Annotated in this window: 11 protein-coding genes and 1 pseudogene; 6 read left to right on the top strand and 6 right to left on the bottom strand. The window is 67.4% G+C overall.

Translation table 11 applies throughout. The features are described from left to right. Window positions 1-17 precede the first annotated feature (17 nt). The 3 genes from H7K34_RS19275 to H7K34_RS19285 form a co-directional block, all read right to left on the bottom strand. Entirely contained in the window at window positions 18-1,691 is a 1,674-nt protein-coding gene (locus H7K34_RS19275; RefSeq protein WP_372510813.1) for a hypothetical protein, read from the bottom strand. A 9-nt stretch (window positions 1,692-1,700) separates the two neighbouring features. Then, window positions 1,701-3,572 (bottom strand): putative bifunctional diguanylate cyclase/phosphodiesterase, encoded by a 1,872-nt coding sequence (locus H7K34_RS19280; RefSeq protein WP_264063799.1) that lies wholly within the window; start codon window positions 3,570-3,572, stop codon window positions 1,701-1,703. Between the two features lie 146 nt (window positions 3,573-3,718). Next, window positions 3,719-5,275 (bottom strand): copper resistance CopC family protein, encoded by a 1,557-nt coding sequence (locus H7K34_RS19285; RefSeq protein ID WP_264063676.1) that lies wholly within the window; start codon window positions 5,273-5,275, stop codon window positions 3,719-3,721. Between the two features lie 159 nt (window positions 5,276-5,434). Here H7K34_RS19285 and H7K34_RS19290 point away from each other — a divergent pair, with 159 nt between their 5' ends. From H7K34_RS19290 to H7K34_RS19300, 3 genes are read left to right on the top strand one after another with little or no spacing between them, the layout of a single operon-like run. Next, on the top strand, window positions 5,435-6,616 hold the full coding sequence (locus tag H7K34_RS19290) for an NAD(P)/FAD-dependent oxidoreductase (RefSeq protein WP_264063677.1): 1,182 nt from the start codon (window positions 5,435-5,437) through the stop codon (window positions 6,614-6,616). Continuing rightward, on the top strand, window positions 6,613-7,509 hold the full coding sequence (locus H7K34_RS19295) for an RNA polymerase sigma-70 factor (protein WP_264063678.1): 897 nt from the start codon (window positions 6,613-6,615) through the stop codon (window positions 7,507-7,509). Before H7K34_RS19290 ends, H7K34_RS19295 begins: the two co-directional genes overlap by 4 nt. Before the next feature lie 27 nt (window positions 7,510-7,536). After that, on the top strand, window positions 7,537-8,790 hold the full coding sequence (locus H7K34_RS19300) for an aminodeoxychorismate synthase component I (protein WP_264063680.1): 1,254 nt from the start codon (window positions 7,537-7,539) through the stop codon (window positions 8,788-8,790). On the opposite strand, the gene rsmI is transcribed toward H7K34_RS19300, so the two are convergent. Then, a complete protein-coding gene (rsmI, locus tag H7K34_RS19305; protein ID WP_264063682.1) occupies window positions 8,787-9,626 on the bottom strand; it encodes a 16S rRNA (cytidine(1402)-2'-O)-methyltransferase in 840 nt (279 codons plus the stop codon). The genes H7K34_RS19300 and rsmI overlap by 4 nt on opposite strands. A gap of 25 nt (window positions 9,627-9,651) precedes the next feature. Here rsmI and H7K34_RS19310 point away from each other — a divergent pair, with 25 nt between their 5' ends. After that, window positions 9,652-11,220 (top strand): dolichyl-phosphate-mannose--protein mannosyltransferase, encoded by a 1,569-nt coding sequence (locus H7K34_RS19310; RefSeq protein ID WP_264063684.1) that lies wholly within the window; start codon window positions 9,652-9,654, stop codon window positions 11,218-11,220. A 108-nt stretch (window positions 11,221-11,328) separates the two neighbouring features. Then, window positions 11,329-12,176: pseudogene (locus tag H7K34_RS19315) on the top strand (DUF559 domain-containing protein). 51 nt (window positions 12,177-12,227) lie between these two features. Here H7K34_RS19315 and arcA read toward each other — a convergent pair. Further along, window positions 12,228-13,439, bottom strand: a complete 1,212-nt coding sequence (arcA, locus tag H7K34_RS19320) for an arginine deiminase (protein ID WP_264063685.1) — start codon at window positions 13,437-13,439, stop codon at window positions 12,228-12,230. Between the two features lie 109 nt (window positions 13,440-13,548). On the opposite strand from arcA, the gene H7K34_RS19325 reads away from it, so the two are divergent. Then, on the top strand, window positions 13,549-14,133 hold the full coding sequence (locus H7K34_RS19325) for an alpha-ketoglutarate-dependent dioxygenase AlkB (protein ID WP_264063687.1): 585 nt from the start codon (window positions 13,549-13,551) through the stop codon (window positions 14,131-14,133). 27 nt (window positions 14,134-14,160) lie between these two features. On the opposite strand, the gene H7K34_RS19330 is transcribed toward H7K34_RS19325, so the two are convergent. Further along, entirely contained in the window at window positions 14,161-14,814 is a 654-nt protein-coding gene (locus tag H7K34_RS19330; protein ID WP_264063688.1) for a DUF5642 family protein, read from the bottom strand. Window positions 14,815-14,818 lie beyond the last annotated feature (4 nt).

Consider the following 14,818-nt stretch of genomic DNA (forward strand, 5'->3'; position numbering starts at 1 on the left):
GGCACCCTACGCGCCATTCATTGGCTCGGCGTGGAGGTGACCACCTCGCGCGGTACGTCGAGTGTCGCGACCGGATACCAGCCGGTTCCGTCGCGCCCGTCGCGGGCCAACTGCATGGGCGGATAGTTCACCACGTGGGAAGCCGCGGGTTTGTGCTGTTGCCAGGTGGCCGCGGCCTGCAAGGTGTAATTCCCGGGCGGCAAGCTCCCGATATCGAGGGTCACGGTTTCGGTGGTCGACGCCGGGGCCGGCTCGGTACCGGAGTTGTCCGGGTGCACCAGTGTCTTGAGGTTCACGGTCGAGGGCATCTCGCGGATCACCGCTCCGGAGAAATCCACCAGCCGATAGCCGGGGACCCATTTCTCGGTGGCGCCTGCCGAGCCGTAGTTGGTCCAGGTGACGGCGATCGACGCTTGCCCGTCGTGCACCGATTGCGAGCCCTGCCGCGCCTCGGCCGAATACCGGTAGCCGGCCGAGACGTTGGCTTTCGACCACAGCAGGTACAGCGCCGGGTCCATCGCCGTGGTCGCGTTCACGGCGGGGAAGTTGAAACTCGACGTCATCGATACGTGATATTTGACGACGTCGCGCACGCCCTTCTCGTAATAGCTCTTCGGGTCGGTTCCGTCGGGCAGCTGGCACCATTCGGTGATCACCAGTCCCGACGCGAGCCGGTCTTTCACCTGTTTGATGAGCGGATCTTTCAGCTGCACGTAGTGTGAGCCCTCCGACTCGGCCCACACCGGCAGCGGCGCGTACACGCCGAGGCAATCCGACCGGATACCCACCGGCGCCGACAACGATTTGGTGACCCAGTCGGCAAACAATTGTCGCGTGATGTCTGCGTTCAGCGGGGTGACCACCAATTGCGTGTGCGGAAAGGCGTTGACGTTCGCGGTGACCAACCGCGAGATCGACGCGCTGGTGATGTTCTGATCACGAAACTGGCTGTAATAGCCTAGTTTCGCGACGCTCTCCTCCGGCGACGGACCAGGCGCACCCAGCTTGTCGCGCAAGTACGCGATGTGGTTCTCGCTGAAATCTCCATACCCGGAGAACTCGAAAACGCTCAGTCGCTCGTCGCCGTCATAGCGACGCCCCAGCGCCGCCAGCAGCTGGCCGAACGCATCCAGGTAGCGCTGGTCGTTCCAATTCGGCACCACCTGCGTCACCCCCGGCGTCCACCAATACTTGGGCGGCGAGGGATAGTCGGTGGCCACCGGACGCATCCAGTCGGGAATGGCGATGCTCAAGTTGGACGGATAGGTGATGTCGCAGCAGGAGCTGTAGGCGACCACGCGCATCGTCAGCCGCATGTTGCGGCTGGCGAGCTTCGTCAACTCGTCGTCGATCGCGCTGAAGTCGAACTTGAGATCGTCGGGTGCATCGGGGGGCAGCGTGGCCGGATCGGTGGGCTGCAACTGCCGCCACGTGATACGCATGCTGGCGTCATGCGGCGCCGGCCACGCCGGGTACCGCCGCTGCGTGGGATTGGCCTGCGGGAAAAGCGGCATCATCAGGTCCTCGTACTGCCCGCGCAGCGGATTTGCCACCTCTTGCACGGTCAGCGGTATGGCCGGACTGGCAACCGCGCTCAGCGGCTCGGGGCCACTCGGGTTGCTACAGCCGCTGGCGACCAGTGCCGCGCACACCAGCACGGCCGCCGTAATCTTGCTCGCGTTTCGGACCACGTTGCGATGCTAGATGGCGCCCTGCGACAAGGCCTCACGATCGGCGAGGAAAGGCATCGGCATCCAGCGCGCCGACAGTAAAGCCTCCATCGCATCGCCGGGGACTGGCCTCGACAACAGGAAACCCTGGGCGCGGTGACACCCGTGCTGCATCAAAGTCAGTGCAGCAGTAGGTGTCTCGACTCCCTCGGCGACGACTTGCAAGCCGAATGCCTCGGCGAGCCCGATGATGGCGCGGACGATGGCCAGGTCGCCGGCGTTGGTCCCGAGGTCGCGCACGAATCCGGCGTCGATCTTCAGCATGTCGACCGGCAGCGACTTCAGGTGTGACAGCACCGCATAACCGGTGCCGAAGTCGTCGATGGCCAGCTGCACGCCGATCTCTTTGAGCTCCGCGAGGGTGTTGCAAGTGGTTTCGATGTCGTGCACGACGGCGCGCTCGGTGATTTCCAGACACACCGACGCGGCATCGATGCCGAACTCCTCGATCGTGTCGGCGACGCTGCGAACGAAGCCGCGGGTGATCAGCTGCACGGGTGAGACGTTGATGCGCAGGATGGCGCCGTGCCCCACGCCGTTGGCACGCCAGCGGCTGAATTCGGCGCAGGCGGTACGCATTACCCAGCGGCCCAGCTCGCCGGCCAGGTTGGTCGATTCGGCCACGCCGATGAACGCGTCCGGCAGCAGCAATCCCCAGATCGGGTGCCGCCAGCGGACCAGCGCCTCGGCCGCCACGACCGCGCCGGTCCACAGGTCGACCTCGGGCAGATAGTGCAGCAGCAGCGCCTCGCTGCCGATATCGCCCTGCAGATGCAGCTCAATGTCGTTGCGGAACGCGCTCTTCAGCGACATGTCGTCGGTGAACACCGCGACCTGGTTGCCGCCGGCGCGCTTTGCGGTCAGCACGGCCTCGTCGGCACGGCGCAGCAGGGCGGTGCAGTTGTCGCGATCCGGCATGCCGATCGCTAGCCCGATGCTGACGGTACGGCTGATCATGTGGCCGCCGATGGCCAGCCGCTCGCACAGCATCCTCGACAGGCGGTGGCCGAACGACTCCGCGGTCTCCGGTGACATCGACTGCTCGGGCACGACGACGAACTCGTCGCCGCCCAGCCGGGCGATCATGGCTTGGCTTCCGGCGCAGACCTGAATGCGTTGCGCGAAGACCCGGATGAACCAGTCACCGGCGGTATGACCCAGGTAGTCGTTGATCGGCTTCAACCGGTCGAGGTCGAGATACAGCACCGCGACGGGCCCCGGCTGTCCGGCGGCGAGCCGTTCGGACAAGTGCGCGACCAGCGCCCGGCGGTTGTACAGCCCGGTCAGATCGTCGTGCTCGGCCAGATAGCGAAGCTTCTCCTCGGCCGCGAGACGGGCTTGAAGCTGCGCGAAGAGGGCGGCGACGACCTCGAGCGTGTTGATCTCCGCTCGCTTCCACTTACGGGCGCCGAACCTGACGAACCCGAGCAAGCCGGTCGTGACCTCGCCCGAGATCAGCGGCGCGGCCGCCACGGAAGGCGTGGCGGGCTGAGGTGACCCCAGTAGCCGGCGCCACCAGGAACGGCGCGGCTGACCCGGCGATATCACCATCGGTTTGCGGCCCTGCTCGCATTCGGCGAGCAGCGGCTCCGCGCCGGCGACGGGGACAACGGCTGTGGGATCCGGATCGCGATCCGGAGCCTCGATTCGCAGTGGCCACTCCGCGACCAGCACCGAGTCGCGGGACAGCTCATCGCGGTGACGCAAGAAGCTGCCATCCAGATCGAGCTGCTCGACTAGCTGCGCGAGCACCTGCTGGCTCACCGCGGCGGCCGTGGACGCCGTAGCTTCCATCAGCTGAGTGGCGACGGAGGTTACGACCAGATCCAGGCTGCGCGGCATGAAGTCCTCCGGGGTGGGGCGCATGTCCCGGCCGGGCGGCCAGATTGGAGCAGGTCACGGGTCATATTAGTGAGAGAACCGTACCATGGGCGGACCGTTTCCTCTGGGCTTATCAGCAGCGGTTGACGCGCGTTGACCGGGTCGTGTCAACCGCTGGTTGAGATCTGGTTGTCGCGCGGGATGTCAAGGGTTGCAATCGGGTACAGCCCGGAGCCGTCGCGCCCGTCGCGGGCCAGTGCCATCGGGCCGTAGTTCACCACATGCGATGCGCCCGGCTTGTGCTGTTGCCATTCCACCGAGGCGCGCAGCGTGTAGTGCCCCGGCGCCAATCCGGACAGGTCGACATGAACGGTGTCGGTGGACGTCGCGGGGACCGCCTCCTCGCGCGACGGGCTGGAATCGTCGTGGACCAATGTCTTCAGATTGACCGTTGCCGGCAGCGTGCGGACCACCGCACCGGTGTAATCCACCAGCTTGTAGTTGGGCGCCCAACCCTCGGTGGCCGCCGCCGCTCCGTAGTTGGTCCACTCCACCGAGATGGCTGCGACCTTGCCTTGAATCGACTGCGATCCCGGCCGCGCCTGCACCGAATACCGGTATCCGGCAGCCGCATTGGCCTGAGCCCACAACGCGTACAGCTTGGGGTCCATCGCCGATGTCGAATCCCGGTCCGGGAAGTTCGCACTCGACGTCATCGACACGTGGTACTTGACGACGTCGTGCAGGCCCTTTTCGTAGTAGCCCTTCGGATCGGCCCCACCGGGCACTGAACACCATTCGGTGATCACCGGCGCCGAGCGCAGTCGCTGCTTGATCGCGTTGACGACCGCATCGTTGTTCCGGACGTACTGGGAGTCACCGGATTCCGCCCAGCCCGGCAGCGGCGAGGCAACACCGAGGCAATCCGAGCGGATGCCCACCGGGCCGGACAGCTTCTTCGTGACGTCGTCGGCGAGCAACTGCCGCACGATCTCCGGGTTCTGCGGGTTCACCACCAATTGCGTGTGCGGGAAGGCATCGACGTTCGCGGCCACCAGCTGCCGGATCGACGCGACGCTGACGCTCTGATCACGAAACTGGCTGTATCCGGAGAACTCGAAGACGGCCAGGCGCTCGTCGCCGTCATAGCGGCGGCCCAGCGCGGCCAGCAGCCGGCCGAACGCATCCAGGTAGTGCGGGTCGTCCCAGTTCGGCACGACCTGCGTCGCCCCGGGGCTGTTCGGCGGCGCGGGATAGCTGGTGGTCGCCGGCCGCATCCACTCGGGAACGGCGATACCCGGGTCGTGCGGGTCGGAGCCGTAGGCGTAAATGCGGAGGCTAAGCCGCATGTTTCGGCTGGCCAGCTTGGTCAGCGTGTCGTCGATCGCGCTGAAGTCGAATTTGCGATCATCCGGCGCATCGCCAGGCAGCGTGGCCGGGTCGGTGGGCTGCAGTTGCCGCCACGAGATACGCATGCTGGCGTCATAGGACGCCGGCCACGCCTGGTATCGCTGCTGCGCGGGATTGCCTTGCGGGAAAAGCGGATTCAGCAGGTCTTCATACTGGCCACGCAGCGGGTTGGGGATGTCGGCAACGCTGGGCGGGATCGCCGGACTGGCCATAGCGGACAGCGGCCCGGGGCTGGGGTGGCCACCGCAGCCGCTGAGCAGGAGTGCCGCACCCGCGGCAACAGCCGCCGCGCATCTCCTCAGTGTCGCGACCATCGTTGCGATGCTAGAGGGCTGCGCGGCTCAAGGTGTGGGGCGGCTCCGCCCCACCGGCCCGGTTTCAGTGATCCGGCTCACAATTGCGGTCCGAATTGTCACGCCTGGCCGTCTCGCGGTGTCTCAAGGGCACAAGTCCCGCGAGAATAGGAGACAGAAATGACCGAGAGCACCCATGTCGTTATCGTCGGTGGTGGATATGCCGGCACCCTGGCGGCCAATCGCCTGCAGCAGCGGCCGGACATCGAGATCACCCTGGTGAATCCGCGTCCGGTCTTCGTCGAACGAATCCGCTTGCACCAGCTGGTCGCCGACACCGGCTCCGCGACCACCGACTACGGCACGCTGCTGGGCGACCGCGTCCAGCTGGTTGTCGACGCGGTCGAGCGAATCGACGCCGCATCCCGGCGCCTCGTGCTGACATCTGGCACCGCGCTGGATTACGACTACCTGATCTATGCGGTCGGCAGCACGGGCGCGGTGCCCTCGGTAGCCGGTGCCGCCGAATTCGCGCACTCGATCTCCGACCTGGAAAGCGCGCAGCGGCTGCGCTACGCGCTGGCCGACCTGCCGCTGGGCGCACCGGTCACCGTCGTCGGTGGCGGATTGACGGGCATCGAGACGGCCTCCGAGCTCGCCGAGCAGGGCCGGCCGGTGAGCCTGGTGTGCGGCGGCACGCTCGGGACGACGCTGAGCAAGCGCGGCCGGCGTTCAGTGGCCAAGCAACTGCGCCAACTCGACGTCAACATCCTGGAGTCGGCCGCCGTAAGCGAGGTCCGCTGGGACACCGTGGTGCTCAGCGACGGCGCGGTGCTGCCCAGCGCGGCGACCGTGTGGACGGCCGGGTTCACCGTGCCGGATCTGGCCGCCCGCAGCGGTCTGCGCACCGACGAGCAGGGCCGGCTGCTCACCGACGAGACGTTGATCAGCGTCGGCGACGATCGCATCGTCGCCGCGGGTGATGCCGCCGCGCCATCGGGCCAGCCGTTGCGGATGAGCTGCCAGGCCGCCGAGCCGTTGGGCGCCCAGGCTGCCGAAACCGTGCTCGCCCGGATCGCCGGCGACGCCCCCGCGGCACTGAACCAGGCGTTCGTCGGCCAGTGCATCAGCATCGGCCGCACCCACGGCACGCTGCAGTTCGCGCGCACCGACGACACCCCGGTGAACATGGCCCTCGGCGGTCGGACCACCGCCGCCATCAAGGAGAAGATCTGCCGGGGCACGCTGTGGGCCATCCGGCGCGAGGCCGCCAAACCCGGCTCGTACTTCTGGCTCAAAGGCGGCAGCCGGCCTTCTCACCAGACCGGGCAACCGGCCGACCAGCAGGTCGCGATCAAATGATCGCGACTGGCGAACACGCGGAGCGGTTCACGCTGCTGCGCCCGTTGCTGTTCACCATCGCCTACGAAATCCTCGGCTCGGCCACCGAGTCCGACGACGTGTTGCAGGACAGCTATCTGCGGTGGGCCGACGTCGACCTGTCGACGGTGCACGACACCAAGTCGTATCTGGCCCAGCTGGTGACCCGCCAGGCGCTCAACGCCTTGCGGGCCGGGGCCCGGCGCCGCGAGGAGTACGTCGGGCCGTGGCTGCCCGAGCCGTTGCTGCTCGACGACCAAGACCCGTCAACCGATGTCGTTCTGGCGGAATCGGTTTCGATGGCGATGCTGGTGCTGCTGGAAACGCTGAGCCCGGACGAGCGGGCGGTCTTCGTGCTGCGCGAGGTGTTCGGTTTCGACTACGGCGAGATCGCCGACGCGGTGGGCAAACCGGCGCCGACCGTGCGCCAAGTCGCACACCGGGCCCGCGAACACGTCCGGGCGCGGCGCAAGCGGTTCGACAATGTGGACCCGGCGCGCAATGCGCAGATCACCGCGCAGTTCCTGGCCACCGCGGCCAGCGGCGACGTGGAGGCGCTGATGGCAATGCTGGCGCCGGATGCCACCTGGATGGCCGACAGCGGCGGCAAGGTGTCCGCGGCGCGCCGGCCGGTGGTCGGGGCCGACAAGGTCGCCCGCGCGATCGCCGGGCTGGTGCGCAGGACCCAGGAGGAACTGCACATCGAGATGGTGAACTGCAACGGCGCGCCGGCGGTCTTGCTCTACTTCCGCGAACGGCTCGAGGGGGTGATCACGGTGGAGATCGCCGGTGACAAGATCACCAACTTCTACGTGATGCGCAACCCGGACAAGCTGGCCGCCCTGACCACCGCCCGCGACATCAGCCGCGGCTGATCGACCGCGGTCTGTCAAGCTAGGGCGGTGCGAATCGACCGGCTCGGCGACCTCGGCGAGGCACCTCGGGTGCTGCGCGCAATCGGTGATGCCACTGGCCGGCTCGGTCTGCCCCCGCCCGCCGCCCTGACCGGCGAATGGTTCGGCGCGCTGGCGGTGATCGCGCCCAGTCTGGCGGTGCGCCCGGTGGACGTTGCGGACGCTTTCGCGGTCCCGCTGGACTCGCAGACCCCCCAGTCCCCCGCGGTGGGCGGTGGCTGGTTCGGCTACCTGTCGTATCCGGACGCCGCCGCCGATGGGCTGCCGCACCGGATCCCGGAAGCCGCCGGCGGCTGGACCGACTGCGTGCTGCGCCGCGACCGGGACGGGCAGTGGTGGTACGAAAGCCTCTGCGGGGCGCCGATGCCGCAGTGGCTGTCCGCCGCACTGACCGCGGCAGCGGGGCCATCGCGAGTCTGCCGCATCGACTGGGATGTGGCGGACCGGGAGGCGCACCGCGGTGCGGTGCTGGCCTGCCTCGAGGCGATTCGTGCGGGCGAGGTCTACCAGGCGTGCGTGTGCACCCGGTTCACCGGGACAGTCGCCGGGAACTCGCTGGACTTCTTCACCGACGGCATCGCGCGCACGTCACCGGCCCGCGCGGCCTATCTCGCCGGCCCGTGCGGCGCGGTCGCGTCGCTGTCCCCCGAACTGTTCCTGCGCCGCCACGGCGAGGTCGTGATGTCGAGCCCGATCAAGGGGACGCTGCCGCTGGACGCCTGGCCGTCGGCGTTGCGCGCCTCGCCAAAAGAGGTGGCCGAGAACATCATGATCGTGGACCTGGTTCGCAATGACCTCGGCCGGGTGGCGATCACCGGCACCGTCAAAGTGCCCGAGCTGCTGGTCGTGCGGCGCGCGCCCGGCGTGTGGCATTTGGTGTCGACGGTGTCGGCGCAGGTTCCCGTCGAGCTGCCCACCTCGGCACTGCTGGACGCCGCCTTCCCGCCGGCATCCGTCACCGGAACCCCTAAACACCGTGCCCGCCAATTGATTTCGCAATGGGAATCGCACCATCGCGGAATATATTGCGGCACAGTCGGGTTGGCGTCACCTATCGCGGGATGCGAGCTCAATGTCGCGATCCGCACCGTGGAGTTCGACGCCGCCGGCAGCGCCGTGCTGGGCGTCGGCGGCGGGATCACCGCCGATTCCGATCCCGACGCCGAATGGGCGGAATGCCTGCACAAGGCCGCTCCCGTCGTCGGGCTGCCGTGTGCGGCGCCCGCCGCTTCGGTTGGTTAGTCCGCGCGTCGGGACCGCAGCACCTCGTCGTACAGCTGGCGCGAGCGCACGGCGGGGTTCGCCACAGCCACCTGGGTGCAGGCGTCCTTGACGCGAACCCCCTCGGCGACGAGCTCCTGGACCCGGGCCACCAGCGACGGCACGTCGGCGGGCGGGCTCGCGCCGGCCAGCACAACCGTGATTTCGCCCAGCACGCCGTCGGCCGCCCACGCCGCGAGTTCCTGCAGCGATCCACGCACCACTTCCTCGTGCACCTTGGTCAGCTCCCGGCAGATCGCCGCCGGGCGGGAACCGCCGAGCTGATCGACGGCATCGAGCAGGCACGCCGCCAGCCGGCGCGGTGACTCGAAGAACACGCAGGTGCGCCGCTCGTCGGCCAGCGAGGCCAGCCAGGTTTTGCGCGCGCCACTCTTGCGGGGGGCGAAACCCTCGAAGCAGAACTTCTCCGATGGCAGACCGGACACGGCCAGCGCGGTGGTCACCGCGGACGGTCCGGGCAGGCACGTCACCAGCACGCCGGCCTCGACGCATGCCGCCACCATCCGGTAGCCGGGGTCGCTGATCAACGGCATTCCGGCGTCGCTGACCACCAGCACCGTCGCACCGGCTCTGATCTCGTCGACCAGTGCGGGCACCCGCGCGGCTTCGACCTGATCGAACATGCTGACCACCCGGCCGGCGATCCGGATATCGAGCGCTTTGGCCAGCGTCCGCACTCGCCGGGTGTCCTCTGCCGCGACCACATCGGCTTCGCCCAGCGCCCTGATCAGCCGCGGGGACGCGTCCGACGGTTGACCCAACGGGGTCGCACCGAGCAGTAGGCGACCGTGGGACATGACGGACAGCCTACGATCGACACCGATGTCCGCCCCGCCCAGCGAAGCCTCCTTGAACGTTCGCAGTGCCGTCGACGAGCGCGTCGTGCCCGTCGTCAGCCCGGGGCCGTTGGTTCCGACCGCGGACTTCGGGCCGCTCGACGATATCCGCGGCTGGGTGGTCACCGGCATCATCACGCTGCTGGCCGCAATCACCCGGTTCGTCAACCTGGGCTCGCCGACCGATGCGGGCACCCCCATCTTCGACGAGAAGCACTACGCGCCGCAGGCCTGGCAAGCGCTGAACAACCACGGAGTGGAGGACAACCCCGGGTTCGGTTTGGTGGTCCACCCGCCGGTCGGCAAGCAACTGATCGCGATCGGCGAGGCGATCTTCGGCTACGACGGCGTCGGCTGGCGGTTCACCGGGGCGCTACTGGGCACGGTGATGGTGCTGCTGGTGATGCGGATCGTGCGCCGCATCAGCCGCTCGACGCTGGTGGGTGCGATCGCCGGCGTGCTGTGCATCTGCGACGGCGTGAACTTCGTCGCCTCGCGCACCGCGCTGCTCGACGGCTTGCTCACCTTCTTTGTGGTGGCGGCGTTCGGCGCGCTGATCGTCGACCGCGACGAGGTTCGGCGGCGAATGCACGTCGCACTGCGCGAAGGCCGCAACGCCGACACGGTGTGGGGTCCGCGGCTGGGTGTGCGCTGGTGGCGCTTTTTGGCGGGCGTCCTGCTCGGATTGGCTTGCGGGACAAAGTGGTCCGGCCTCTACTTCGTGGTGTTCTTCGGTTTGATGTCGCTCGCGTTCGATGTAGCCGCGCGCCGGCAGTATCAGGTCAGTCGGCCGTGGCTGGGAACGTTGCGACGTGACCTGTTCCCCACCGGCTACGCGCTGGGTCTGATCCCAATCGCGGTGTACCTGGCCAGCTATGCGCCGTGGTTCGCGTCGGAGACCGCGATCGAACGGCACGAGGTGGGCCAGACGATCGGCCCGCACAGTGACTTTCCGTTTCCGGATGCCCTTCGCTCGCTGTGGCATTACAGCGCCAAGGCACTGCAATTCCATGCGGGACTGACGAATGCGGCGGGCAACTACCACCCGTGGGAATCCAAGCCGTGGAGCTGGCCGATGTCGTTGCGGCCGGTGCTGTACGCGATCGATCAGCAGAACGTCAGCGGGTGCGGCGCGCAGTCCTGCGTCAAGGCGGAGATGCTGGTCGGCACGCCCGCGATGTGGTGGCTGGCGGTACCGGTGCTGCTGTACGCCCTGTGGCGATCGGTTATCCGCCGGGACTGGCGCTACGCGGTGGTGCTGGTCGGCTACTGCGCCGGGTGGCTGCCGTGGTTCGCCGACATCGACCGGCAGATGTACTTCTTCTATGCCGCGACGATGGCGCCGTTCCTGGCGATGGGGATCGCACTGATCTGCGGCGACATTCTGTATCGCCCAGGCCAAACCACCGAACGGCGGACGCTGGGACTGATCGTCGTGAGCGCTTACGTCGCTTTAGTGGTGACCAACTTCGCGTGGCTGTTCCCGGTGCTCACCGGCATGCCCATCTCACAGCAGACCTGGGACATGGAGATCTGGCTGCCCAGCTGGCGGTAACTTTGCATTTCCGCGTCGAGATTGCCGTGAGGGTTGTGAAATCGATGCCAACCACAGCCCTGGCGGCAATCTCGCTGAGCTGTCGGCCAGGGCCAGCATGATGAGCGCGTGGCGGGGGTCTTTCTCGGAAGCGAAGCAATAGCGCGCGGCACGCTGACCGCGGCCAATTGCGTTGGAACTACCGGCAAATCCATCACGACGTGTACCTGAAAAAGGATGCGGCGAGATCGCTGTGGGACAACATCTACGCGGCCTGGTTGTGGTCTGGCCGTAAGGGGATCATCGCCGGCCGTGCTGCCGCCGCGCTGCACGGAGCCAAATGGGTCGACGATTTCGCGCCCGTTGAACTCCTCGGGCCGTTCAACCATCCACCACCGGGAATCATCGTTCGCCGCGAACGAATCGCGCTGGACGAAATCGTAGAAGTGAGCGGCCTGCGGGTAACTGGTGTTGCCCGCACGGCGTTCGATCTGGCACGCAACCTGCCGCGCGGTGCCGCAGTTGCCAACCTCGACGCGCTTTGCGCCGCGACGGGGATCGTCGCCCCTGACACAGCGGCGCTGATCACTGGCCACCCGGGAGCACGCGGTGTTCGCCAATGCAGAGACGCCCTCGCCCTGATGGACGGCGGAGCGCAATCGCCCAAAGAGAGCTGGCTGCGCCTGGTCCTCATCGACGCTGGCCTACCGAAGCCCGCCACCCAGATCAAAGTCACCGATGGCCATCTCGTCGCCTACCTTGACCTGGGCTGGGAAAAGCCAATGGTGGCAGTCGAATACGACGGCGACCAACATCGCAGTGATCGATCGCAGTACGTAAAGGACATTCGAAGAGCGGAGATGCTCGATCGTCTTGGCTGGCGGGTGATCAGGGTGATCAACGAGGACCGGCCGCACGTCATCGTCCAGCGGACACGCGACGCATTGGCGTACCGATCCGCGTCGAGATTGCGGTGAGGGTCATGAATTAACGCCGACCACGACCATGGCGGCAATCTCGACGAAAAACTAGAGCGCGTCGCGGGCGACCGGGCACGACATGCACCGCGGGCCGCCACGGCCGGTGCCTAATTCCGACCCCGCGATCGTCAGCACCTCGATGCCCGCGTCCTGCAGGCGAGCGTTGGTCTGCACGTTGCGCTCGTAGGCGACGACGACGCCGGGCGCCAGCGCCAACGTGTTGTTGCCGTCGTCCCACTGTTCGCGTTCAGCGACGACGGGGTCCAGACCGGTGTCGATGACGCGTAGCTTGTCGATCCCCATCGCCTTGGCTGCCGCTTCCAGAAACGGCGTTTCGTCGCTGATGTTCACACCGTCGGATGTGGGCTGAATCGTGAACGCCGAAAGGTCGTCGACGACGTTGGCGTACATCACGACCGTGTCGGCGTCGACCATCGTGCACACCGTGTCCAGGTGCATCTGCGCACGCTGCTGCGCGATCGGAACGGCCAGTACCGTGGTCGCGAGGTCGTCCTCAAAGAGGCTGCGCGCCAACGCTTCCGCACCGGCAGGCGTGGTGCGCTCCCCCACTCCGACCGCGACGACCCCGGGGGAAAGCAACAGCACGTCGCCGCCCTCGACCGGAGCGGACCGTGATTCGTAAGCCTTGCGCACACCGGTGAACCGCGGGTGGTAGGCATAGATGAGATCGGTCAGCGACGCCTCGCGCGCCCGGGCTCGCAACGCCAGCGACGTGATCGCCACCCGCGGGCCGATCCAGATCGACGAGTCCCGGGTGAACACCAGATTCGGCAACGGATCAATGACGAAATCCCCACCGTGGTGCATGCGCAGCACCAACGACACGTCGGTCCGGGTATCCGGTGGCAGCTCGTTGAACGCCATGCCGGCCATCAGGACATGCGCCAGCTTTGCCGGGTCCAGGCCACGCAGGTATGCCGAAAGCTCTTGCGCCAGTGGCACTCCCAGCCGGCGCGCATCGACAGCGGCGGCCACCCCCTGCATCCGGGCGGCCCCGCTGTGGTTGAGTGCCTCGGCCAGCAGGTCGGACAGCAGCAGGACTTCCACCCCGCGAGACCGCAGCAGCTCGGAGAACTGGTCGTGCTCTTCCTGCGCACGAGCAACCCACGGCAGCCCGTCGAAGAGCAGCTGGTCGTTGTTGCGCGGATTGAGTCGGCGCAGCTCGGGACCGGGGCGATGCAGAATCGCCACCCGCAGCGCGCCTACCTCGGAATTGGTGCCCAGTTCGATAACACCCACGCCCTAAACCGTAGCCGCGGAAATCATGGCCGTCGCGTCACACCCCGAGGCACGCTGGTGGCCCGGCGAGTCCCAATCAATCGAACGAATGTGCGATAGGCTGAGCGTCGTGGGGACCGCGGTACAGGGCTCGCTGTTCGAGCACACCGAGCGACGACACCTGGGCAACGGTGCCTTCGTCGAGATCCGCGCCGGCTGGCTCAGCGACGACCCTTACGGTGCGCACGACCTGCTCGACGCGCTGTTGTCCACGGTCCCGTGGCGTTCCGAACGCCGCCAGATGTACGACCGGGTGGTCGAGGTGCCGCGGCTGGTGAGCTTTCACGACCTGACCGTCGAGGAGGCGCCCCACCCGCTGCTGGCGCGCCTGCGCCGCCGGCTCAACGACATTTACGCGGGCGAGCTCGGTGAGCCCTTCACCACGATCGGATTGTGCTGTTACCGCGACGGCTCCGACAGTGTCGCCTGGCACGGCGACACGATTGGCCGCAGCAGCTCCGAGGACACCATGGTGGCGATCATCAGTCTCGGCGCCACCCGCACCTTCGCGATGAGGCCGCGCGGTGGCGGGCCGTCGTTGCGGCTGCCGCAGGCGCACGGCGACCTGTTGGTGATGGGCGGATCCTGCCAGCGCACCTGGGAGCACGCCGTTCCGAAGACCTCGTTGCGCAAGGGCCCGCGCGTCAGCATCTAGTTCCGGCCACGCGACGTGCGCTGAGCGTCAGGTGCGGATCGCGGCCACCCCTTTGACGAGCAGGTCGCGAGCACGCTGCGTGTCGACCTTGGCGACCGGCTGGTCCGCGGTGACCAGCGGATTGGCGATCACGATCACCTGGAAGTCGCCGAACTGCGCGGAGTAGTCGTATAGCTCACCGGTGCGGGTACCGCCGGTCAGCACTGCCTGCAGGACGCGGTGCACGCCGAACGTGTGCGTCCCGTCGATGTGCGGCGCGTCGATGACCTCGAGGCCGCCGCGTACCTGGCCGCCGGAGAACGCGACCTTGTCGCAGTCCTTGCTCGGGTCATTGGGCGGCAGTGGCTTGGAGGTCTCGACCGCGATGACGACATACCGGTTGCCATTGCCCTCGGCGGACACCGCTGCCATGTTGCCCTTGACGTCCGGCGGCATGTCGGGCCCCGACGCCAGCTTCGCGCAGTTGGCGGGGTCGAACTTCAGGCCCTCGGGCAGCTTGCGGGCGGACAGCAGTTTGGGATCGATCGCGCGTTCCGAGACGTCGGTGACTTTGAACTCGGGTCCAAAGTCCAACTTGACCTGGGCGATCTTGGCGATGTCGGCGTTCATCGCGGTGGTGGTATTTGATGAGCAGCCGGCGAGCACGCACACGGCTGCGATGACGCATACCAGCTTGGACACCGTG

The sequence above is a fragment of the Mycobacterium montefiorense genome, from assembly GCF_025823255.1.
Lineage (GTDB): Bacteria > Actinomycetota > Actinomycetes > Mycobacteriales > Mycobacteriaceae > Mycobacterium > Mycobacterium montefiorense.